This is a genomic window from Streptomyces sp. NRRL S-1022 (assembly GCF_000720135.1).
Classification (GTDB): Bacteria; Actinomycetota; Actinomycetes; order Streptomycetales; family Streptomycetaceae; genus Streptomyces.
The window spans coordinates 33,916-55,193 of the sequence record NZ_JOIU01000023.1; the positions used below are offsets into that span (position 1 = coordinate 33,916).

23 protein-coding genes are annotated in these 21,278 nt (G+C 73.7%); 12 read left to right on the forward strand and 11 right to left on the reverse strand.

Annotation, left to right across the window (positions count from 1 at the left end):
• Positions 1–67: 67 nt before the first annotated feature.
• Positions 68–934: a hypothetical protein gene (locus tag IG05_RS0129830; RefSeq protein WP_030347139.1), complete on the reverse strand. Its 867-nt coding sequence runs from the start codon at positions 932–934 to the stop codon at positions 68–70.
• A 215-nt stretch (positions 935–1,149) separates the two neighbouring features.
• Between IG05_RS0129830 and IG05_RS0129835 the strand changes: the two genes are divergently transcribed.
• The gene (locus IG05_RS0129835) at positions 1,150–2,343 is read left to right on the forward strand and encodes an RtcB family protein (RefSeq protein WP_030347140.1); all 1,194 of its coding nucleotides are present in this window, start codon (positions 1,150–1,152) and stop codon (positions 2,341–2,343) included.
• Here IG05_RS0129835 and IG05_RS0129840 read toward each other — a convergent pair.
• Positions 2,333–2,914 (reverse strand): TetR/AcrR family transcriptional regulator, encoded by a 582-nt coding sequence (locus IG05_RS0129840; protein ID WP_037814953.1) that lies wholly within the window; start codon positions 2,912–2,914, stop codon positions 2,333–2,335. The two genes, IG05_RS0129835 and IG05_RS0129840, sit on opposite strands and share 11 nt — an antisense overlap.
• A gap of 93 nt (positions 2,915–3,007) precedes the next feature.
• Between IG05_RS0129840 and IG05_RS0129845 the strand changes: the two genes are divergently transcribed.
• A complete protein-coding gene (locus tag IG05_RS0129845; protein ID WP_030347142.1) occupies positions 3,008–3,847 on the forward strand; it encodes an SDR family oxidoreductase in 840 nt (279 codons plus the stop codon).
• Between the two features lie 19 nt (positions 3,848–3,866).
• Here IG05_RS0129845 and IG05_RS48505 read toward each other — a convergent pair whose 3' ends face one another.
• The 3 genes from IG05_RS48505 to IG05_RS0129860 form a co-directional block, all read right to left on the reverse strand.
• On the reverse strand, positions 3,867–4,040 hold the full coding sequence (locus tag IG05_RS48505) for a hypothetical protein (protein ID WP_199808405.1): 174 nt from the start codon (positions 4,038–4,040) through the stop codon (positions 3,867–3,869).
• Positions 4,040–4,816, reverse strand: a complete 777-nt coding sequence (locus IG05_RS0129855) for an SDR family NAD(P)-dependent oxidoreductase (RefSeq protein ID WP_030347143.1) — start codon at positions 4,814–4,816, stop codon at positions 4,040–4,042. Before IG05_RS0129855 ends, IG05_RS48505 begins: the two co-directional genes overlap by 1 nt.
• Before the next feature lie 63 nt (positions 4,817–4,879).
• Positions 4,880–5,218, reverse strand: coding sequence for a YnfA family protein (locus tag IG05_RS0129860; RefSeq protein WP_030347144.1), 339 nt, complete (start codon positions 5,216–5,218; stop codon positions 4,880–4,882).
• Between the two features lie 150 nt (positions 5,219–5,368).
• Here IG05_RS0129860 and IG05_RS0129865 point away from each other — a divergent pair, with 150 nt between their 5' ends.
• Entirely contained in the window at positions 5,369–5,827 is a 459-nt protein-coding gene (locus tag IG05_RS0129865) for a hypothetical protein (protein WP_030347145.1), read from the forward strand.
• A 21-nt stretch (positions 5,828–5,848) separates the two neighbouring features.
• On the opposite strand, the gene IG05_RS0129870 is transcribed toward IG05_RS0129865, so the two are convergent.
• Positions 5,849–6,253 (reverse strand): winged helix-turn-helix transcriptional regulator, encoded by a 405-nt coding sequence (locus tag IG05_RS0129870; RefSeq protein ID WP_030347146.1) that lies wholly within the window; start codon positions 6,251–6,253, stop codon positions 5,849–5,851.
• 136 nt (positions 6,254–6,389) lie between these two features.
• On the opposite strand from IG05_RS0129870, the gene IG05_RS0129875 reads away from it, so the two are divergent.
• From IG05_RS0129875 to IG05_RS0129900, 6 genes are all read left to right on the forward strand, one after another.
• On the forward strand, positions 6,390–7,280 hold the full coding sequence (locus IG05_RS0129875; RefSeq protein WP_030347147.1) for an NADP-dependent oxidoreductase: 891 nt from the start codon (positions 6,390–6,392) through the stop codon (positions 7,278–7,280).
• A 111-nt stretch (positions 7,281–7,391) separates the two neighbouring features.
• Positions 7,392–8,483, forward strand: coding sequence for an LLM class flavin-dependent oxidoreductase (locus IG05_RS0129880; protein ID WP_030347148.1), 1,092 nt, complete (start codon positions 7,392–7,394; stop codon positions 8,481–8,483).
• Between the two features lie 8 nt (positions 8,484–8,491).
• Entirely contained in the window at positions 8,492–9,064 is a 573-nt protein-coding gene (locus tag IG05_RS0129885; protein ID WP_030347149.1) for a CE1759 family FMN reductase, read from the forward strand.
• Positions 9,065–9,383: 319 nt separating this feature from the next.
• Positions 9,384–10,109 carry a response regulator transcription factor gene (locus tag IG05_RS0129890; RefSeq protein ID WP_078894590.1) on the forward strand — a complete coding sequence of 242 codons (726 nt, stop codon included), beginning with the start codon at positions 9,384–9,386 and terminating at the stop codon, positions 10,107–10,109.
• On the forward strand, positions 10,110–11,546 hold the full coding sequence (locus tag IG05_RS0129895; RefSeq protein WP_030347151.1) for a sensor histidine kinase: 1,437 nt from the start codon (positions 10,110–10,112) through the stop codon (positions 11,544–11,546).
• A gap of 98 nt (positions 11,547–11,644) precedes the next feature.
• Positions 11,645–12,352, forward strand: a complete 708-nt coding sequence (locus IG05_RS0129900; RefSeq protein ID WP_030347152.1) for a hypothetical protein — start codon at positions 11,645–11,647, stop codon at positions 12,350–12,352.
• Positions 12,353–12,368: 16 nt separating this feature from the next.
• Here the strand turns inward: IG05_RS0129900 and IG05_RS0129905 are convergent, their stop codons facing one another.
• Both IG05_RS0129905 and IG05_RS0129910 read right to left on the reverse strand, forming a co-directional pair.
• The gene (locus IG05_RS0129905; RefSeq protein ID WP_234336080.1) at positions 12,369–14,129 is read right to left on the reverse strand and encodes a phosphatidylglycerol lysyltransferase domain-containing protein; all 1,761 of its coding nucleotides are present in this window, start codon (positions 14,127–14,129) and stop codon (positions 12,369–12,371) included.
• Positions 14,130–14,388: 259 nt separating this feature from the next.
• Positions 14,389–14,661 (reverse strand): hypothetical protein, encoded by a 273-nt coding sequence (locus tag IG05_RS0129910; protein WP_030347154.1) that lies wholly within the window; start codon positions 14,659–14,661, stop codon positions 14,389–14,391.
• A gap of 89 nt (positions 14,662–14,750) precedes the next feature.
• Here IG05_RS0129910 and IG05_RS0129915 point away from each other — a divergent pair, with 89 nt between their 5' ends.
• Positions 14,751–15,581, forward strand: a complete 831-nt coding sequence (locus IG05_RS0129915) for a M55 family metallopeptidase (RefSeq protein ID WP_030347155.1) — start codon at positions 14,751–14,753, stop codon at positions 15,579–15,581.
• Here IG05_RS0129915 and IG05_RS48005 read toward each other — a convergent pair.
• On the reverse strand, positions 15,556–15,789 hold the full coding sequence (locus IG05_RS48005) for a hypothetical protein (RefSeq protein WP_030347156.1): 234 nt from the start codon (positions 15,787–15,789) through the stop codon (positions 15,556–15,558). The genes IG05_RS0129915 and IG05_RS48005 overlap by 26 nt on opposite strands.
• A 246-nt stretch (positions 15,790–16,035) precedes the next feature.
• Complete coding sequence (locus IG05_RS0129925) at positions 16,036–17,448, reverse strand: MFS transporter (RefSeq protein ID WP_030347157.1); 1,413 nt, start codon at positions 17,446–17,448, stop codon at positions 16,036–16,038.
• Between the two features lie 306 nt (positions 17,449–17,754).
• On the opposite strand from IG05_RS0129925, the gene IG05_RS0129930 reads away from it, so the two are divergent.
• The gene (locus IG05_RS0129930; RefSeq protein ID WP_030347158.1) at positions 17,755–18,639 is read left to right on the forward strand and encodes a helix-turn-helix transcriptional regulator; all 885 of its coding nucleotides are present in this window, start codon (positions 17,755–17,757) and stop codon (positions 18,637–18,639) included.
• A 21-nt stretch (positions 18,640–18,660) separates the two neighbouring features.
• On the opposite strand, the gene IG05_RS0129935 is transcribed toward IG05_RS0129930, so the two are convergent.
• Complete coding sequence (locus IG05_RS0129935) at positions 18,661–19,551, reverse strand: LysR family transcriptional regulator (protein ID WP_030347159.1); 891 nt, start codon at positions 19,549–19,551, stop codon at positions 18,661–18,663.
• Positions 19,552–19,629: 78 nt separating this feature from the next.
• On the opposite strand from IG05_RS0129935, the gene IG05_RS50700 reads away from it, so the two are divergent.
• Positions 19,630–21,183, forward strand: a complete 1,554-nt coding sequence (locus tag IG05_RS50700; RefSeq protein WP_158839042.1) for an EamA family transporter — start codon at positions 19,630–19,632, stop codon at positions 21,181–21,183.
• Positions 21,184–21,278: the final 95 nt, after the last annotated feature.

Here is a 21,278-nt window from a genome sequence, read left to right on the forward strand (position 1 = left end):
GTGAAGCAGCCGTGGGCCGTCCGTTCCCGCGCTTCGCGGACAGGTGCGGACGGGACCGGCGGGGTCGTCAGCCGCCCAGCGCGTCATCCAGCCGGGAGGCCAGATTCAGGGCCCTGTCCTGCATTTCCTTGCTGTCCGGCACCGCCCCCAGGGCCATCGGCTGCTCCTCGTACTGGAACGTGACGATGACATTGGACGTGCGGAACACCACAGTCACCGTCCGCTGTTCGGCCGTCGAACCGGACGCGTTCAGCTGGTCGTCCAGATACGCCTCGTCACCGAGATCGGACAGCGCACGAGGCTGCAGATCCGTGGGCGTGGCACCGGACGAAGAGGCGTCCGGGGACGCGGACGAGGAGGCACTGCCGCTCGCGGCCCCCTTCGAGGGCGCGGCCGAGGGCGCGGACGCCGATGAGGAGGACGCCGAGGAGGACGGCGCCGAGGAGGAGGGCGTCGGGGAAGCGGGCGCCGGCGAACTGCTCGGCGCCGGCAGATCCGCGGCCGTCTCCTTCTCCGCGAACAGCTTCTGCGCCTGATCGTCGTCGCTGACCGTGTTGTCGTACGACACCACGCGCTCGAAGTCCACCGACAGCCGGTCCGTGGCGTCGGCCGACTCCACCTTCCACCGGCAGCCGACCTTGCGATCGGTGTCGTAGGTGAGCGCGGCCTCGCCCTGGTACGCCTTGTCCCGCTGATCCGGGTCGGTGATCTGCCGGATGCCCGGCAGCAGCGCGTCCAGCGTGTCGTGGTCGACCGCACCGCAGGGCTCGGGGAGCGTGCGGTACCTGCCCGGCTGCGCCGCCACCGTCGCCGTACCGGCGTCGCCCGGGTTGGCGTCGTCCGTCGCGCCGTCGCTCCCGGAACCGCTCGTGCAGCCGGCCAGCAGCGCCGCGAGGAGGGCGGCGGTGCCGGTTACGTACGCCTTCCGCTGCACGGTCGGGCTCCTCTCGACGGTCTGTGCTCGCTCGGTGGTCCAGTGTCCCCGCTGGTTATTCGCTTGCCGCAGCGGGGCGCCCCCTGGAGACAATGTCTATCGCACGCACTGCTGTGGACGCCGGTCCCTTGTCCCTTTTCGTCGACCTTGGCGCCGCTTTTGCTTTTTGCTGCTTTCAAGCCTTTTGTTGTCGCTTCCGGGGGAACGAGGAACACATGTCGTACGTGGAGATGCCGGGCGCCAAGGTCCCGATCCGGATGTGGACGGACCCGGCGACGGTCGAGGACGTGGCCCTGCGCCAGCTCCAGAACGTGGCCACCCTGCCGTGGATCAAGGGCCTGGCCGTGATGCCGGACGTGCACTACGGCAAGGGCGCGACGGTCGGCTCGGTCATCGCGATGCAGGGCGCGGTGTGCCCGGCGGCGGTGGGCGTGGACATCGGCTGCGGGATGTCGGCGGTGAAGACGTCCCTCACGGCGAACGACCTCCCCGGGGACCTGTCCCGACTGCGGTCGAGGATCGAGCAGGTCATTCCGGTGGGGCGGGGGATGCACGACGAACCGGTCGAGCCGGCAGACTTCCACGGACTGGCCACGGCCGGGTGGGACGACTTCTGGGGACGGTTCGACGGGGTCGCCGATGCGGTCAAGTTCCGTCAGGAGCGCGCCTGGAAGCAAATGGGAACGCTCGGATCGGGCAATCACTTTGTCGAGGTGTGCACGGACACGACCGGTTCTGTATGGCTCATGCTCCATTCCGGTTCCCGGAACATCGGCAAGGAACTCGCCGAACACCACATCGGCGTGGCCCAGAAGCTCCCGCACAACCAGGGCCTCGTCGACCGTGACCTCGCCGTCTTCGTGTCGGACACCCCGCAGATGGCGGCCTACCGCAACGACCTGTTCTGGGCGCAGGAGTACGCCAAGTACAACCGCACGCTCATGATGGCGCTCCTGAAGGACGTGATCCGCAAGGAGTTCAAGAAGGCGAAGCCGGCCTTCGAGCAGGAGATCTCCTGCCACCACAACTACGTGGCGGAGGAGCGGTACCAGGGCATGGACCTGCTCGTCACCCGCAAGGGCGCGATCCGGGCCGGCTCCGGCGACTACGGGATCATCCCCGGCTCCATGGGCACGGGGTCGTACATCGTGAAGGGCCTCGGCAACGAGCTGGCCTTCAACTCGGCCTCGCACGGCGCGGGCCGGCGGATGAGCCGGAACGCGGCCAAGCGGCGCTTCTCCACCCAGGACCTGGCGGAGCAGACCCGGGGCGTGGAGTGCCGCAAGGACTCCGGTGTGGTGGACGAGATCCCGGGTGCCTACAAGTCGATCGACCAGGTCATCGACCAGCAGCGGGACCTGGTGGAGGTCGTGGCGAAGCTGAAGCAGGTCGTCTGCGTCAAGGGCTGACCTGGAGCGAGTCCAGCCAGCGCAGGAGGCGTTCGCCCTCTCTGGTCATGATGTCCGGGTCGCGGAGGGCGTTGGCCAGGAGGGACATGCCCTGGTAGGCGGAGACCAGGGTGAGGGCGTGGTCGTCCGGGTCGGGCAGGTTCCACTGGCGGAACTGGGCGGCCGTCCAGTCCAGCAGGCGGCGGATGGCCGCGCCGGCCTCGGCGTCCAGGGTGCCGTCGGTGCGTTTGTCGAGTTCGACGGCCAGGGTGCCGGTGGGGCAGCCGTGGCGGGCGGCGGTCTCGCGCTGGGCGACCCAGGCTTCGACGAGCGCCTTGAGGCGGTCGCGGGGGGCCGGCAACTCCTCCAGGGCGGCGGTGAGTTCGTCCAGGTGGGCCTGGTGCTCCGCCAGTGCCGCCCGGACGAGTTCGTCCTTGGTCTTGAAGTAGTAGTAGACGTTTCCGACCGGGACGTCGGCCTCGCGGGCGATGTCGGCGAGGGTGGTGCGCTCGACGCCCTGCTGGTGCAGGACGCGGGCCGCCGCGGCCGTGAGTCGCCGGCGCTTCTGTGACGCCCGTGCTCGCCGATCCACTGAGTTTGTCACCTGACTGACTATAGACAGGCGGGGGTGGCCGCGTGTTGACTATTCACTTAGTTAGTTGACTGACTAAGCAGAGGGGGAGCAATGATCGTTGTCACCGGGGCCACCGGGAACATCGGGCGGGTGTTGGTGGGGATGCTGGCCGAGGCCGGGGAGGAGGTCGTGGCCGTGTCTCGGGGGGACGGGGCGGTCCGGGACGGGGTGCGGTGGGTGCGGGGCGGGGTCGGGGACGCCGGGAGCCTGCGGCCCGCCCTGGACGGGGCCCGCGCGGTGTTCCTCGTGCTGGGCGGCGAGTCGAACTTCCGGGGGGAGAGCCCGGGCGCCGTGGTCGAGGCGGTCGCGGATGCCGGGGCCGAGCGGATCGTGCTGGTGTCGTCGCAGGTCAGCGCCACTCGGCCGGAGGCGCTCTCGCATGCCCGGCTGCGGGAGTTCGAGGCCGCCGTGCGGGCGTCGGGGCGGGAGTTCACCGTGCTGCGGCCGGCGGGGTTCGCGTCCAACGCGCTCGCCTGGAGCGAGTCGGTGCGTACCCGGCGCACGGTGTACGCGCCCTTCGGCGATGTCGCGCTGCCCGTGGTCGACCCGGCGGACATCGCCGCCGTGGCCGCCGCCGCGCTGCTGGAGGACGGGCACGCGGGCCGGGTGTACGAGCTGACCGGCCCGGAGCCGATCAGTCCGCGCGGGCAGGCGGAGGTCCTCTCGGCGGCCCTGGGCGAGGAGGTGGCCTTCGTGGAGCTGTCCCGGGAGGAGGCGCACGCGGGGATGGCGCGGTTCATGCCGGAGCCGGTGGTCGCCGGCACGCTGGACGTCCTCGGTGCGCCGCTGCCGGCCGAGCGGCGGCCCGGCCCCGATGTGGCGGCCGTGCTGCACCGGCCGGCCGCCCCGTTCGCGGCGTGGGTCACGCGGAACCTGCCGGCGTTCGCCTGAGCCCGCCCGGCCCGGCGGGCTACTTCGCGTGCCGTACGGCGTAGATCATGACGAACGCGACGAGGTGGATGCCGAAGAGGAAGTAGGCCAGGAAGTACCAGACCTGGCGTTCGTTCCTCGTCTCCTGGGCCAGGCGCCGCTGCTCGAAGGTGTCCTGTGCCGGGGAGCCGTCCGGCGGGGGGCCGTCGTCCATCACCCTTCCCGGTGGATCTTGGTGTTGGACGCCTGGGCGCGCGGGCGCAGAACCAGGAGGTCGACGTTGACGTGGCTGGGGCGGGTCACCGCCCAGGTGATGGTCTCGGCCACGTCGTCCGCGGTGAGGGGCTCGGCGACGCCCTCGTACACCTTGGCGGCCTTCTCGTTGTCGCCGCCGAAGCGGGTGAGGGCGAACTCGTCGGTCTTGACCATGCCGGGGGCGATCTCGATGACGCGGACCGGCCGGCCGACGATCTCCAGGCGGAGGGTCTCGGCGAGGACGTGGGCGCCGTGCTTGGCGGCCACGTAGCCGCCGCCGCCCTCGTAGGTGCCGTGGCCGGCGGTGGAGGAGACGACCACGACGACGCCGTCGCCGCTCGCGACCAGCTTCGGCAGCAGGGCCTGGGTGAGGTTGAGGGTGCCGATGACGTTGGTCTCGTACATGGTGCGCCAGTCGGCGGGGTCGCCGGTGGCGACCGGGTCCGCGCCGAGGGCGCCGCCCGCGTTGTTGACGAGGACGCCGATGGTCTTGAAGGCGGTGGCGAACTCGTCCACGGCGGCGCGGTCGGTCACGTCGAGCTGGTAGGCGACGGCGGAGTGGCCGGCCTTGGTGATGTCCTCGGCGAGGGCTTCGATGCGGTCCTTGCGGCGGGCGGTGAGGACGACGCGGTAGCCGGCCGCGGCGAGCTGCCGGGCCGTGGCGGCGCCGATGCCGCTGCTCGCGCCGGTGACGACGGCGATGCGGGAGGCGGCGGACGGGGCGGCGGTGGCCATGGCTGCTCCTGGGGCTGCGTCGGGGTGGTGCGCTCGGTCGGTTCCGTCCAGCCTAAGTGAGCCTCATCCGCCGTTTCGTGGCGCCCACATGATGACGGCCATGCCGGCCAGGCAGATCAGCGCTCCGGTGATGTCCCAGCGGTCGGGGCGGTAGCCGTCGGCGATCACGCCCCACAGCAGGGAGCCCGCGACGAAGATCCCGCCGTAGGCGGCGAGGATGCGGCCGAAGTGGGCGTCGGGCTGGAAGGTGGCGACGAAGCCGTACGCGCCGAGGGAGAGGACGCCGCCGGCCGCCCACAGCCAGCCGCGGTGTTCGCGTACGCCCTGCCAGACCAGCCAGGCGCCGCCGATCTCGAAGAGGGCGGCGACGACGAACAGGGCGGCGGAGCGCAGGACCGGCATGGGGGCAGCTTCGCATGTGGGGGTGGTGTCACCTTGTTGGAGGGCGCCTGGCGGGCGGCTCGCGTGGCATACATCCGTACGGCGGTCGTCGCTGCGGCGGCCGGGTGTGCGGCGGTGCCGGCGCGAGCGAGGAGTGGTGAGGGCGTGCGGATGCGGGCGTGGGTGTTGTCCGGTGTGTGTGCCGGTGCCGTCCTGGTGCCGGGGACCGCGGTGGCCGCTCCGGTTCCGGAGGCCGATCTGGCCTTCCACGGGACCGCGGTGCTGAACGGGGACCGGGTGGAGGTGCGGCTGACTCCGCGGAACAACGGGCCGGCCGCCGTCGCGGACGCCACGGTCCGGCTGCGCTGGTCGGTGGAGCTGGCCGACGAGCAGGAGCTGCCGGCCCGGTGTGCCCGGGAGGACGCGCGGACGGTGGTGTGCGGGACGGGGGCGCTGGTGGTGGACGCGGCGGGGGAGCAGGTGCGGGTGCCGGTGCGGCTGCGGGAGCGGCCGTCGGAGGTGACGCTGGAGATCGACACCGCGTGGAGCGCGGGTGCGGTGGACCAGGACCGGTCGAACGACCGGATGGCGGTGCTGGTGCTGGACACCGGGGACGAGTACGCCTTCTGAGGCCTGGCCGGTCAGGCGGGGTCAGGCGGGGGTGTCGGCGTCGTAGCGTTCGCGGGCGGTGCGGACCTCGTCGAAGTGGGTCTCCGCCCAGTCCTTCACGGCGGTGAGCAGGCCGGCGAGGCTGGCGCCGAGGGGGGTGAGGGCGTAGTCGACGCGGACGGGGACGGTGGGGGTGACGGTGCGGCTGAGGATGCCGTCGCGTTCGAGGGCGCGCAGGGTCTGGGTGAGCATCTTGGGGCTGACGCCGGCGATCTTGCGGCCGAGGTCGCTGTAGCGCAGGGGGGCGGGGGCCAGGGCGGCGACGACGAGGCTGACCCACTTGTCGCTGAGCCGTCCGAGGAGCTGGTTGGTGGGGCACTCGCGCAGGAAGGCGTCGTAGTCGGCGCGGGCCTGTTCGCGGCGCTGGGCGGCGGTCGTGGTGGCCATGGGCTCTTCCCTCCGGGGCAGCTACGCACTCTCAGGTAACTACTTACCAATGGATAGTACCTCTCCTACGGTTGGTGTCGCGGCCGGAAGACCGGCTGCGGGATCCGCAAGTGCCGTTCATTCAGGGAGAGTTGTCATGCGTGCTGCTGTGGTGAGGACGTTCGGTGGTCCCGAAGCGGTGGAGATCGCCGAGGTTCCGGTGCCGGAGCCCGGGTCGCGTCAGGTGCGGATCAAGGTGGCCGCGGGGGCGCTGAACCCCGTGGACGCGGGGGTGCGCAGCGGCTTCTTCGGCGGGGCCGGCAAGACGCTCGGGCTCGGCTGGGACGTGGCCGGGACGGTGGACGCGGTCGGTGTGGCCGCGGCCTGGCAGGTCGGTGACCCGGTGGTGGCGCTGGCGGCGGGGGTGGCCGATCCGGTGGGGGCGCACGCGGAGTACGTGGTGGTGGCCACGGACGCGGTGGCGGTGGCGCCGGCCGCGGTGGACGCCGTACACGCGGGCACACTGCCGCTGAACGGGCTGACCGCGCTCCAGGCGCTGGAGCTGCTGGATCTCGCGCCGGGCCAGTCACTGCTGGTGACCGGGGCGGCGGGGGCGGTCGGCGGGTTCGCGGTGCAGCTGGCGGCGCACCGGGGAATCGAGGTGACCGGGCAGGCACGGGCGGCTGACGAGGAGCTGGTGCGCTCGCTGGGTGCCGCGCACTTCACGTCCGAGGGGGTGCCGCCGGGGAGTGTGGACGCGGTGCTGGACGCGGCGGTGCTCGGCGAGGCGGCCCTGGAGTGGGTGCGGGACGGGGGCGCGTACGCGGGGGTGCGGCCCGGGGCGTTCCCGGGGTCGGTGCGCGGGGTGCGGACGGGGGCCGTGGAGGTGGCCGCGGACGGGGCCGGGCTGGCGGAGCTGGTCCGGCTGGTGGACGAGGGGGTGCTGACCCTGCGGGTGGCCGAGACCTACCCCCTGGCGGAGGCGGCGAAGGCGCACGCGCGGCTGGGTGAGGGCGGGGTGCGGGGGCGGCTGGTGCTGGTGCCGTAGCGGCCGGAAAGGCGCCGGTGGGAGGGGTGGGGAGGGGGGTGGAATACCCGGGGCGGGGTGACCGTTGGAGGGGTATAGTTGAACGGTCAACAACCTGGAGGGTGAGCGACCATGCAGTTCGGGATCTTCACGGTCGGCGACGTCACGCCGGACCCCACCACGGGACGGACCCCGACCGAGCGCGAGCGGATCAAGGCCATGGTCGCCATCGCGCTGAAGGCCGAGGAGGTCGGGCTCGACGTCTTCGCGACCGGTGAGCACCACAACCCGCCGTTCGTGCCGTCGTCCCCGACCACCATGCTCGGCTACATAGCCGCGCGGACGCAGAAGCTGATCCTCTCCACGTCCACCACGCTGATCACCACCAACGACCCGGTGAAGATCGCGGAGGACTACGCGATGCTCCAGCACCTGGCCGACGGGCGCGTCGACCTGATGATGGGCCGCGGTAACACCGGGCCGGTCTACCCCTGGTTCGGCAAGGACATCCGGGAGGGCATCAACCTCGCCGTCGAGAACTACGCCCTGCTGCGCCGCCTGTGGACCGAGGACGTCGTGGACTGGGAGGGCAAGTTCCGCACACCGCTGCAGGGCTTCACCTCCACCCCGCGACCCCTGGACGACGTGGCGCCGTTCGTCTGGCACGGCTCCATCCGCTCGCCGGAGATCGCCGAGCAGGCCGCGTACTACGGCGACGGCTTCTTCCACAACAACATCTTCTGGCCCGCCGAACACACCAAGCGGATGGTCGAGTTCTACCGGAAGCGGTACGCCCACTACGGGCACGGCACGCCCGAGCAGGCGATCGTCGGCCTGGGCGGCCAGGTGTTCATGCGGAAGAACTCGCAGGACGCGGTCACCGAGTTCCGGCCGTACTTCGACAACGCGCCGGTGTACGGCCACGGGCCCTCGCTGGAGGACTTCACCGAGCAGACCCCGCTGACCGTGGGGTCCCCGCAGCAGGTGATCGAGAAGACCCTGGCCTTCCGCGAGTACGCCGGCGACTACCAGCGCCAGCTGTTCCTCATGGACCACGCGGGGCTGCCGCTGAAGACCGTGCTGGAACAGCTCGACCTGCTCGGCGAGGAGGTCGTGCCCGTGCTGCGCGAGGAGTTCGCCAAGGGGCGCCCGGCGGACGTGCCGGAGGCGCCGACCCACCAGTCGCTGCTCGCCGCGAAGGAGAAGGAGGCGGCCACCGTATGAACGACCGCATGAAGCTCGTCGTCGTGTCGGCGGGACTGAGCGTCCCGTCCTCCACCCGGCTGCTCGCCGACCGGCTGGCCGCCGCCGTCGGCCGGCAGGCGGAGGTGGACACCGAGGTGATCGAGCTGCGCGAGCTCGCCGTCGAGATCGCGCACAACTTCACCAACGGGTTCGCGGGCAAGGGCCTGGCCGCCGCGCAGGACGCGGTGGCGGGTGCCGACGGACTGATCGTCGTCACGCCGGTGTTCAGCGCGTCCTACAGCGGGCTGTTCAAGTCGTTCTTCGACGTGCTGGACAAGGACGCACTGGCCGGGAAGCCGGTGCTGATCGGTGCGACCGGGGGTACGGGGCGGCACTCGCTGGTGCTGGAACACGCGCTGCGGCCGTTGTTCGCCTACCTGCGGGCCGTGGTCGTGCCGACCGGGGTGTACGCGGCGTCCGAGGACTGGGGCGCGGACGGGCTGGCCGCCCGGACCGAGCGGGCGGCGGCCGAACTGGCCGCGCTCATGCCGTTGGCTCCGCGGGCCGGCGAGGACGTGGTGGTGCCCTTCGCCGAACAGCTGGCGGCGTTGCAGCGCTGATCCTGTTCGCCCGCCCACCCCACTCGCCCGGCCGGGAGGCTGCCGATTCGGTGGGCGGGCGTCCGGGCGGGTGGCAGGGCGCGGGTCGGGCGGGGCCTCGGCCGCCCGGGCCGCGTCGCTCGCCCGGACCGGCATCGCCCTGCCGGCCGGCGGCCTCCCTGGCGCGCACCCGGCACCGGGGACGGCTCCGGCCTCCCGAGCGCCGCCGGCGGCCGGCCGGGGCCGGGTTGCCTCCGTGACGGTGAGAGGGGGGTAAAAAGGGTGATCGTAGGGCCATCGGGCCCGGCCGGACCGGTGGGGGGCTTGGCACACTGAGGGCGTGCCCCAGACTGTGCTGCTCGCCGAAGACGACCGTGCCATCCGCCATGCCCTGGAGCGTGCCCTGACGCTGGAGGGGTACCAGGTGACGGCGGTCGCCGACGGCGTGGAAGCGCTGGCGCAGGCCCACAAGAACCCGCCGGACGTCCTCGTCCTGGACGTGATGATGCCGGGCATCGACGGCCTCCAGGTCTGCCGGGTGCTGCGCGCCGAGGGCGACCGCACCCCGATCCTGATGCTCACCGCCCTCGTGGAGACCGCCGACCGCATCGCGGGCCTGGACGCCGGCGCCGACGACTACGTGGTCAAGCCGTTCGACGTCGAGGAGGTCTTCGCGCGGCTGCGCGCCCTGCTGCGCCGCACCAGCCCCGTGCCCGCCGGCGGCGCCGCCCCCGAGGGCCCGGTCCGCGAGCCCCAGGTCTCCGACCGGCAGGTGGAGGCCGCCGGCATCCGCATGGACCTCCAGGCCCGCCGGGCCTGGCGCGGCCGGCGCGAGCTGGAACTGACCCGTACCGAGTTCGAACTGCTGGAACTGCTGGCGCGCAACGCGGGCATCGTCCTCGACCACTCCACGATCTACGACCGGATCTGGGGCTACGACTTCGGCCCCGGCTCCAAGAACCTCGCCGTCTACGTCGGCTACCTCCGCCGCAAGCTCGACGAACCAGGCGCCCCACAGCTGATCCACACCGTGCGGGGCGTGGGTTACGTGCTGCGGGAGGACTAGGTGGGCCGCCGCTGGCGGCTGCCGGCCGGGCCCCGGCCGAAGCTGGTCTCCCTGCGCACCACCTTCGCCGTCTCCTTCGCGGCCGTCACCGCCGCCGTCACCATCCTGGTCGGCATCCTGTCGTACAACTCCGCCGCCCGGCTCGTCCGCGTCGACCAGCAGTCGGTGTTCACGCAGGTCGTGCAGGACGTGCGGGACGAGGTACGGCAGCACCCGATGCGCCCCGACGACTTCTCCTCCTCCCGCCCCGGGCACGACGTGGTCCGCCCCGCCCGCACGGACGTGCAGGTACTGGGCGCGCGGGGGGAGATCGAGGACCACGGCAGCCCGGTGCTGCCGGTCACCTCCCGGGACCGGGCCATGGCCCTCGCGCGGACGGCCGGCAGGGTGGTCGAGCACAAGGACGTACGGGTGGACGCGGACCTGTTCCGCATCGCCACCGTCTCGCTCGGCCGGGGACGCGGCGCCGTCCAGGTCGCGCAGGAGTTCAGCGACACCGAGGACCTGCTGCGGGCGCTCCAGCAGCGCACGCTGATCCTGATGGCGGCGGTCGTGGTGGCGGCCGGGCTGTTCGGGTGGTGGCTGGCCCGGCGGATCACCCGGCGCCTGGTCGTCCTCACCTCCGCCGCCGAGGACGTCGCCCGCACCCGGCAGCTGGGCATCCAGGTCCCGGTGGCCGGCCTGGACGAGGTGGGGCGGCTGGGCCGCGCCTTCGACCGGATGCTGGGCCGGCTCGCGCAGTCGGAGGAGGACCAGCGCAGGCTGGTGCAGGACGCCGGCCACGAGCTGCGGACGCCGCTCACCTCGCTGCGCACGAACATCTCGCTGCTGCGGCGGATCGACGAACTCCCGCCCGCGACCCGCGAGGAACTCGTCGCCGACCTCTCCCAGGAGGCCCGGGAGCTGACCGACCTCGTCAACGAACTGGTCGACCTGGCCGCCGGGCAGTCCGACGGCGAGCCGCCGCAGCGGCTCGACCTCGCCGACCTCGCCGAGGACGTCGTCGGGCTGGCCCGGCGCCGTACCGGCCGGGACGTCGTGCTGCACGTCGGTGGTGACACGACGACCGACGGGCGGCCCGGGATGCTCCAGCGGGCCATCTCCAACCTGGTGGAGAACGCGGCCAAGTTCGACCGGGACGGCAAGGCGCCGATCGAGGTCAGCGTCACCGGGCCGGCCCGGCCCGGCACGGTGCGGGTGGAGGTGCTGGACCGGGGGCCCGGGATCGCCGAGGGCGACCTCGTGCGCATCTTCGACCGCTTCTACCGCGCCGCCGACGCCCGCTCCCTGCCGGGCTCCGGCCTCGGCCTGTCCATCGTCCGCGAGGTCGCCATGGCCCACGGCGGAGCACCCTTCGCCTTCCGCCGGGAGGGCGGCGGCGCGGTCATCGGCTTCACGGTGGGCGGCGGCTACGTCCCGGGCGGCACCGGCGCCTGACCGGGCACGGACGACGCCCGGCGTTGAGTACGGGTACCTACCCGATGGCCGTACGCGTGCCCATCCGGCCGGGGCACCCGCCGCCCTACCGTCGCCGTATGCCCGAGCAGACCCCGCCCGCCGCCGCGCCCCCCGCCTCGCCCAGCACCCCGCCCGCCGCGTCCGGGACCGGTTCCCGGGGCCTCGGCTGCCTCGGCTGCGCCGGGCTCGTGTTCGTCGCCGTCGTCGCCCTGTTCATCCAGCTCACCTGGGACTCCCCGAGGGACCTGCCCCGGACCGCGCCCGGGGAGATGGCGCGCCGCGCCGTCCGGCACTCCCAGGAGGCGTACGACGTCCTGGGGTTCACGCGGACCGTGCCGCCCGGGGCCGGGCGCATCGGCGTCGACGCGCAGAACACGCTCGACGCCGGCGACTGCTACGACGGAGGCCTGCTGGGGCTGGAGGACGAGACCATCGACGGCGCCTACCGGATGGGCCACGACTGGGCACTGGACGACGTGCCGGCGAGCCAGGCCGTCCCGGGTCTGCGCCGGCTGCACCGGCGGCTGCAGGAGGACGGCTGGGAGGTGTCGTCGTACCGAGAGGGCGGGAAGGACGGGCAGGACTGGTCGCTGTTCGTGCAGCGGGACGGCGGAGACGAGCGGATGTCCTTCACCTGGTTCCCGGACCGGCGGTACTTCACCGGTGGCGCCACCGCACCCTGCGCCTACGACCCGGGGTGGACGGAGGGCGACGGCGAAACCTGGTTCCCCAGTGACGCCGCCGCCTCGGTGAGTCCGCCGGCCCTCGGGCCCGGGAGGCCTTGAGCGCCCCCCGGGGGTATCAGCGGCCCGGCAGGGTGAGGAAGCCCTCCGCGCGGGCGCTCGCCAGGCCGATCCGCGGGATGTCGCTGCTCTTGGCGAACAGCAGGAAGCGGGGTTCCCACACCGGCCGGTACTTGGCGTTGGCGCGGTACAGGGACTCGATCTGCCACCAGCGGGAGAAGAAGGTGAGGACCGAGCGCCACAGGCGCAGCACCGGGCCGGCCCCGAGGCGGGCGCCGCGTTCGAAGACCGAGCGGAACATCGCGAAGTTCAGCGAGACCCGGTCGATCCCCAGCTCCTTCGCCTGGAGCAGGAGCTCGACGACCATGTACTCCATCAGGCCGTTCTCGCAGTCGCGGTCGCGGCGCATCAGGTCCAGGGAGAGGCCGCGCTCCCCCCAGGGGACGAAGCTGAGCAGGGCGCGGGGTGCGCCGTCGGCGTCCCGGCACTCCAGCATCACGCAGCGGCCGTCGGAGGGGTCGCCGAGGCGGCCGAGGGCCATGGAGAAGCCGCGTTCGGTGGCGCCGTCGCGCCAGTGGTCGGCGCGGTCCACGAGCAGCGCCATCTCCTCGGCGGGGATGTCCTCGTGACGGCGGACGCGGACCGTGTAGCCGGCTCGGCGGACCCGGTTGTGGGCTTGGCGGACCACGCGCATGGCCCGGCCGTCCAGGGTGAAGTCGGCGAGGTCCACGATGGCCTCGTCACCGAGTTCGAGCGCGTCCAGGCCGTGCCGGGCGTAGACCGTGCCCGCTTCCTCGCTCGCGCCCATCACGGCCGGGGTCCAGGCGTGCAGGCGGGCCTCGGCGAGCCAGGCGTCGATGGCGCCGGGCCAGGCCTCGGGGTCGCCGAGCGGGTCGCCGGAGGCGAGGCTGACCCCGCCGACGACGCGGTAGGCGACGGCCGCCTTGCCGCTGGGGGAGAAGATGACGGACTTGTCGCGGCGCAGCGCGAAGTAGCCGAGGGAATCGCGCTCGCCGTGCCGGTCCAGCAGTTCGCGCAGCCTCTGCTCGTCCTCCTCGGCCAGCAGGCGGGCGCCGCGCGGGGCGCGGAAGCAGGCGTAGAGGACCAGCAGGAAGGTGACCGCCATCAGGACGTTGACGGTCATGTCCGCCCAGCGGGGCGCGTGGACGGCGGGGACGCGGTCGGCGAGCGGGCCGACGCTGATGCCGCGCAGCAGGGTGTAGGCGATCTCGTCCTTGAGGGTGGCCCCGGTGACCTTGTTCGTCGCGTGCACCAGCAGGGCGCCGAGGCCGCCGGTGACCAGGGTGCCGCCCACACCGACGGCGAGCGCCAGGCGCGGGTTGGAGCGGTCGCCGATGGCGTCGAACTCGCGGCGGCCGAGCAGCAGGGCGGCGACGAACAGGCCGGTCAGGACCGTGGAGACCCAGTTGAAGGGGTGCTCGCGGTAGGGGGCGCGGGTCAGCGCGACGGCGTAGAGGCCGAGGAGGGGGCCGGCGAGGAGGAGGTTGAAGAGCCAGGCGGCGCGTTTGCGGCGGCGCATCACCACCGCGAGGAACAGGGCGAGGGCCGCCGAGACCAGGCCGGCGGTGGCCAGGTACGGGGTGAAGTACTCGCCCGCGTTGTGCTCGTGCACCTCCTCGCGGAACGGGAGGGACACCACCGCCGCGATGTTCAGTACGGCGAGCAGCCGCAGGTACCAGACGGTGGCGGTGGCGGCGCGGGAGCGCAGCCGCCGGCCGCCGGGGCGGGTGCGGAGCGGGGGCGGGAGGAAGCGGATGCCCCGGCGGGGGGAGCGGGGTGCGGGAACCGGTGCTGGCATCAGGGTCGTCTGTTGAGCGGGCATGCTGACGGGTCACCCTTGGGGACGGGGACGGGGCACGGTCGACCCTACAGCTCGTAGGGTAAAGCGAGGGGCGAGGTTCCGTACAGCCGGCACACAGCTTCTCATCCGCAGCCCGCATCCGGTCACCGGTTCCGCGGCCGGTCACCCGCGCGCGGTCACCGGTTCCGCGTCCGGTCACCGGTTCGGCACGTGGTCACCCGGACTCGGTCGCCGGGTCCGGGTCCGGTGCGCGTGCTCAGTCGCCGGCTCCCCGCCGGGCCGCCGTCAGGTGCCAGGCCAGGTTGCCGACCGCCGCCCCGGCGGCCACCGTGGCCGCGATCACCCCGCCGGTCGCCAGCCCGTCGCTGAACAGGTGCGGGCGCCGGTCCAGGCTGTGCAGCCCGAAACCGCACAGCTCGTACACGCCGACGGCGGCGATGGCCAGGCTGACGACGAGCAGGGCCAGCGTCGGCGCGAGACTGCGCGCGCACACCTGCGTATCGGGCTCCGCTTCCGTGGTGTCCTGCATGGGTCCCCCGTTGAACAGACGTGTGAACAGCCCGGTGGCCGATGGCGGTCGGGAACCTACGATACGTAGGGTTGGTTAGGGTCGACGCCGTGCGGATCTACATCAGCGTGGACATGGAAGGCGTCACCGGGCTCGTGGACGCCGACGACGTCCAGCCGGGCGGCCGGGACTACGAGCGGGGCCGCGCGATGATGGCCGAGGACGTCAACGCCGCCGTACGCGGCGCGCTGGCGGCCGGAGCGACCGGCATCCTGGTCAACGACGCCCACGGGCCGATGCGCAACCTGCTCCCGGAGGCCCTGCACCCGGCGGCCCGCCTGGTGCGCGGCAAGCCCAAGCAGATGGGCATGCTGGAGGGCCTGACCAGGGAGTTCGACGCCGCGCTGTGCGTCGGCTACCACGCCCGGGCCGGTGCGCCGGGTGTGCTCAGCCACAGCTTCATGGGCCACGAGATCGAGGACATGTGGCTGGACGGCCGCCCGGTCGGCGAGATCGGCCTCGCCCACGCCACGGCGGCCTCGCTCGGCGTGCCGGTCGTGGCCCTCACGGGTGACGACACGGCGTGCGCGGAGATGACGGAGTGGGACGCGTCGGTCGGGACCGTCCCGGTGAAGTACGCCCACGACCGGTTCGCGGCCGAGCTGCGGCCGGCGGCGGAGGCGCGGCAGGCCATCGAGGACGCGGTGACCCGGGCGCTGACCCCGGCCCCGGCCCGCCCCGCGCCGCCCGCCGGCGAGGCGACCCTCACCGTCCGCTGGCAGTCCGCGTCGGTCGCCGCCACGCTGCCCGGCATCCCCGGGGTGACCGCCGAGGACGCCCGGACGGTCCGGGCCACCGGCCCGCTGCCCGCGCTCTACCGCCAGTTCGGGGTGTGGATGCGGGTGGCGGCCTCCCTCACCAACCAGCCGCCGTACTGCTGACGCCCGCCGGCCGGGCGCCGTCGGTGCCCGCGGCCACGCCGCCCGCCTGATCACCACCACCGACGGCCGCGCCTTCCCGGCCGAGCGCGCCGCCGCCCTCGCGCACCCCTTCGACCACGACGACGGGGACGGCGTCGACTTCGTGTCCTTCGGCGCCTTCCCGTCCGCCGGGGAGACCACCGGCCCGCTGGAGGCGGCCGATGCCCACGGCGTGCCGGTCCCCCCCGCCGCCCGGACCCCGGACGGACCGCGGCGGCCGAACGGTTCGTGCCCGGCCGGAGACAGCCGGCCGCGGCGCTGGTGGCACTGGCCCGCGAGGAGTTCCCCGGGCCGGCGGACCGGGTGACGCGGCCGTGCCGCCGCGCCGGCAGGACCACTCGCTCGCGGGGCGGGAGCGGCGGGCGTAGGCGGGGGGCGCGCGGGCCCGGCCGCCACCGGCGCCGCCGGCCCCCGGTCAGCGGGCCCTCTTTCGCAGGAACAGCGCGCTGGTCAGCGTGCCGAGGAGGGTGAGGGCCGCGTTCAGGGCGATCGCCGTCCTCAGGCCGCCGAGGACGGCCAGGGCCCCCGTACCGGTCATCGCGGCGGTGGCCACCGCGCTCATCACCGGCGTGCCCATGGTGATGCCGATCTGCTGGGTCATCGTCGCGAGCCCGGTGGCCAGCCCCTGCTCGTCGTCGGCGAGACCCGAGGTCGCGGTCACCATGAAGCCCACGATGACCAGCATGTTGCCCACCCCGCCCGCGAAGGTCGCGGCCAGCAGCAGCCAGAGCGAGGAACGGCCGGTGCCGAGCCCGAGCAGCGCCGCCGTGCACACGGCCTGGGCGAGCCCGCCGGACAGCAGCGCCCGGGTGGCGCCGTACCTGCCGATCCACCGCGGGGCGAGGGCACCGCCGACCACCGTCCCCGCGCCCAGCACACCGAAGGACAGCCCGGCGGCCAGCGGCGAGAAACCGAGCACCTCCTGCAGATACAGGGTCAGCAGGAACACCAGGGACGTCTCGGTGAGGAACGCGACCAGCCCGGCCAGGTTGCCCCACGCCACCGACCGCCTGCCCAGCACGTGCGGCGGCACCAGCGGTGCGGCCACCCGGCGCTCCACGGCCGCGAACACCAGCAGCAGCACCAGCCCGGCCGCCGCCGGCAGCAGCACGGCCGGTGCGCCCCAGCCCCGCTCACCGGCCTGCGTCAGCCCGAGGATCACCGCCAGCAGGCCGAGCGTCACCGTGACCGCCCCCGGCACGTCCAGCCGCGGGCGCCGCGCGGGCCGGGACTCGGCGACGACCGCGGGCGCGACCAGGAGCACGGCGAGCACCACCGGTACGTTGACGAAGAACGCCCAGCGCCAGGACAGCAGGTCGGTGAGCAGCCCGCCCAGGACCGCGCCGGTGGTGAACCCGGCCGACATCAGCGCCCCGTTGAGACCGAGCGCCTTCTCCCGCAGCGGGCCCTCCGGGAAGGACGTCGTCAGCAGTGACAGACCGGCCGGCGTGACCGCGGCGGTGGCCAGTCCCTGGAACACCCGGGCCGCGAGCAGCACCTCCGGGCTCCGCGCCAGCCCGCCCGCCAGCGAGGCCGCGCCCAGGACGACGAGACCGCCCAGGAACAGCCGGCGGCGGCCGAAGAGATCGGCGACCCGCCCGAACAGCAGCGTGAACCCGGCCGCGCACAGGGCGAACGCCGTACCGATCCACTGCAGCCGGGCGAGCGGGAAACCGAGGCCCGCGCCGATCACCGGCAGGGCCACGTTCAGGATGGAGAAGTCCACGGCCAGCATGAACTGGGCCGCGAGCAGCAGCACCAGCACCAGGCGGAGCCGGGGGGTCAGGACGGCGGATGCGCCGTCCGGCCGGACGGTGGCGACGGACATGACGAGACGGTCCCCTCTATGCGGCGGAGTGGCCGGAGCACGGCGAAGCCACCGGCGTACGGCGCTGTGGCCGGAGAACGGCCAAGCCACCGGTGTGCGGCCACGTCACCGGCCGATTCCGTGGTTGACGCCCTCGAACCTCCTCCCTCCCGCCCGTCCCGGCCAGCACCCCCCTGCGACCGGCCACCGTGAGGGTGGTCATCGCACGACCACCCTCGGGCATCCCGTCCGCACCGTCCGCCGGGCAGGATGGACGACGGCCGCCGCACACCCGGAGGGCCGACGCCCCTTTCCCCGGAGGCAGACATGGACGCGTCGTCCGAGCTGGGAGACTTCCTGAAGTCCCGCCGTGCCGCGGTACGGCCGCAGGACGTCGGCCTCGCGACCGGGCCGGGCCGCCGCCGGGTCGCCGGACTGCGCCGCGAGGAACTGGCGCTGCTCGCGGGCGTCAGCATCACCCACTACACCCGTCTCGAACAGGGCCGCGCGGCCGGCGTCTCCGACTCCGTGCTGGACGCGATCGCCCGCACCCTCCGGCTCACCGAGGACGAGACCGCCCACCTCAGGGACCTGGCCCGGCCCGCCGTCCGGCGCCGCCCGCCCGCACCCCGGGCCGCCCACGCGTCGCCCTCCGCACGCCAGTTGCTCGCCGCGATGACGGACGTACCGGCGCTGATCCTGGACCGCAGGAGCGACGTCCTGGCCTGGAACCGGCTCGGCCACGCCCTGCTCGCCCCGCACCTGCCGTGGGAGGCCCCGGACACCCCCGCCGCCCGCCCCAACCTGGTCCGCATGCTGTTCCTCGACGGGCACTACCAGGCCCGGTACGCCGACTGGCAGGAGGAGGCCCACCTCGCGGTCGCCTCCCTGCGCCTGGTCGCCGGCCGGCATCCGGAGGACCGCGCGCTGGCCGAGCTGATCGGCCACCTGTCCATCCACAGCGACGAGTTCACCGCCCTGTGGGCCCGGCACCCGGTCCGCACCTGCACCTCCGGGACCAAGTCCCTGCACCATCCGGCCGTCGGCGCCCTGGAGCTGAGTTTCGAGAACCTGTGCCTGCCCGGCACCGCGGACCAGCGCCTGATCGCCTACACGGCCGAGCCCGGCACCCCGTCCGACGCGGCCCTGCGCCTCCTGACCGCCACCACGGCCCCCACCGAGCGGCAACTGCCCGCGCGGGACGCCCACTGACCGCCCGCGCCGCCCGGCGGCCTACGCAGCCGGCCGCACCCCGAGGACGTCGAGCATCGCGCGGGTGGCCGGGCTCGGGTTGAAGCGACTCCAGGCCAGGTACTCGGCTCGGCGGGGTCCGTCGACCACCGGGACCAGTGCCAGGCCCGGGTCGTCCGCGGCCAGCGGGCGGATGAACGCCGAGGGGAGCAGCGCGATGCCGAGCCCGCGCTCGACCAGCCGGGTGATCAGCTCGACGACCCCGGCCTCGTACGCGACATCACGGACCAGACCGGCCGCGGCGAAGGCCTGATCCGACTGGGCTCGGGCCGGCGTACCGGTCACGAAGTCGACGAACGTCTCGCCGGCGATGTCCTCCAGCGTGACCAGGTCCGCCCCGGCCAGCCGGTGCCCGGCCGCCGCCACCAGCACATGCTCGTCGCGGTCGAGCACCACGCTCTCCACCCCGGAGGGCCGCTCACCCTCCGGCAGTCCGAGGAAGGCGATGTCCACGTCCCCGTCCCGGATGGCCGCCGCCAGTTCGTCGCTGCGTCCGGAGCGGAGCATCACGCGGACCTCCGGGTGCCGGTCCCGGTACCGCTGCAACAGCTCCGGCACGTCCACGGCCGCCGCGGTCACGATCACGCCGACGGAGAGCCGCCCCCGTACCACCCCGGTCGCGGCGGCCGCGTCGGCGACGGCGAGATCGGCGGCGGCCAGGGCCTCGCGCGCCCGGGCCACGAACGCCTCGCCCGCGCTGGTGAGTTCGACCCGCCGGCTGGACCGCGCGAACAGCCGTACTCCCAACTCGCGCTCCAGGCCCGCGATCCGGTGGCTGAGCGAGGACTGCACCACGAAGCACCGCTCGGCGGCGCGGGTGAAGTTGCGGGTCTCGGCGAGGGCGACGACGTACCGCAGCTGCTGAAGGTCCATTTATCCATCGTTCTCGTTCATGACTGGGATGACAAGCATGTGTTGGACGCATGGGCGGCCGGTGCCGAGACTCGTCCCATGCCTGCTGACGCCGACAGAGCGGCAACCGTCCTCCTGACCGCCCTCGCCCCCGCGGCGTGGGGCACGACCTACGTCGTCACCACCGGACTCCTCCCACCCGGCCACCCCCTGTTCGCCGGCCTCATGCGCGCCCTGCCCGCCGGGTTGCTCGGCCTGGCCCTCACCCGTGTCCTGCCGCACGGCGCCTGGTGGTGGAAGGCGGGCGTCCTCGGCGCGCTCAACATCGGCGCCCTGTTCCCGCTGCTGTTCCTGGCGGCCGAACGACTTCCGGGCGGGGTCGCCGCCACCCTCGGGGCCGCGCAGCCGCTGCTGGTCGCCGCCCTGGCGATCCCGGTGCTCCAGGACCGGCCGACCGTCCGGCGCTGGGCCTGGGGTGTGCTCGGTATGGCCGGCGTCGGACTGGTCGTCCTGGGCCCGCAGGCCCGCCTGGACGCCGTCGGCGTACTCGCCGGCCTCGGCGGCACGGCCGCCATGGCCGCCGGGGTCGTCCTCACCAAACGCTGGGGCCGCCCCCCGGGCGCGACCCCCCTCACCCTGGCCGCCTGGCAACTCACGGCCGGCGGCCTGCTCCTGCTCCCGCCGACGCTGGCGGTCGAGGGGCCGCCGCCGCGGATCGACGCCGGCGCGGCCGCCGGCTACCTGTGGCTCGGCAGCATGGGCGGCCTGATCGCGTACACGCTCTGGTTCCGTGGCATAGCCCGTCTCCCGGTCGGCGCCTCAGCCCCGCTCGTCCTCCTCTCGCCGCTGGTCGCCACGGCCATCGGCACGTTCCGGGGCGAGTCGCTGAGCCCGCTCCAGACGGCCGGCTTCGCCCTGGCCCTCACGGCGATGCTCGCCGCGCAACTGAACCCACCGACGAAGAAGTCCGCTACGACAAGGGGAGCGACACCGATGAGCCCACGCCTGACCATCGCCGTCATCGGCGCCACCGGCATGGTCGGCGGCCGGGTGACCGCCGAGGCCGCCGCCCGCGGACACCGGGTCCTGGCCCTGTCCCGCAAGCCGGCGAGCGAGCATCCGAACGTGACGCCCGTCCCGGTCGACGCGAACGATCCGGACGCCGTCCACGAGGCGCTGGCGGGTTCGGGCGCGGACGCCGCCGTACTGACCGTACGCACCCAGCCGGTCGACGAGGACTTCCTGCTCGGCACGACCCGGACGGTTCTGGACGCGGCCGCACGGCTGGGCATCCGCGTCCTGGTGATCGGTGGCGCCGGCGCCCTGCGCAGCCCCGGCGCCCCCGACGTCCTCGTGGCCGACAACCCCGGCTACGTCCCGGAACAGTGGCAGCCGGTCGCGGCGGCGGGAGTGGCCCAGCTCCGCACCTGCCGGACCCACCCCCACACCGACTGGGTCTACCTCAGCCCCCCGGCCCTCCTGGAGCCCGGCCCCCGCACCGCCCGTTACCGCCGCGGTACGACCACCCTCCTGACCGCGCCCGACGGCCGCTCCTGGATCAGCGCGGAGGACCTGGCCGTAGCGGCCGTGGACGAGCTGGAGACCCCCGGCGGGGACCAGCACATCACGGTCGTCCACGCTGCCGGGGCCTGAGGCGCGGGAGTCACCGGCGTCAGCCCGGGCCGGAGCGGGCGCGGTGTCCGAGGGCACCTGCGGCGCCCGTGGATGTGCGCGCGTCGGCGGCGGCT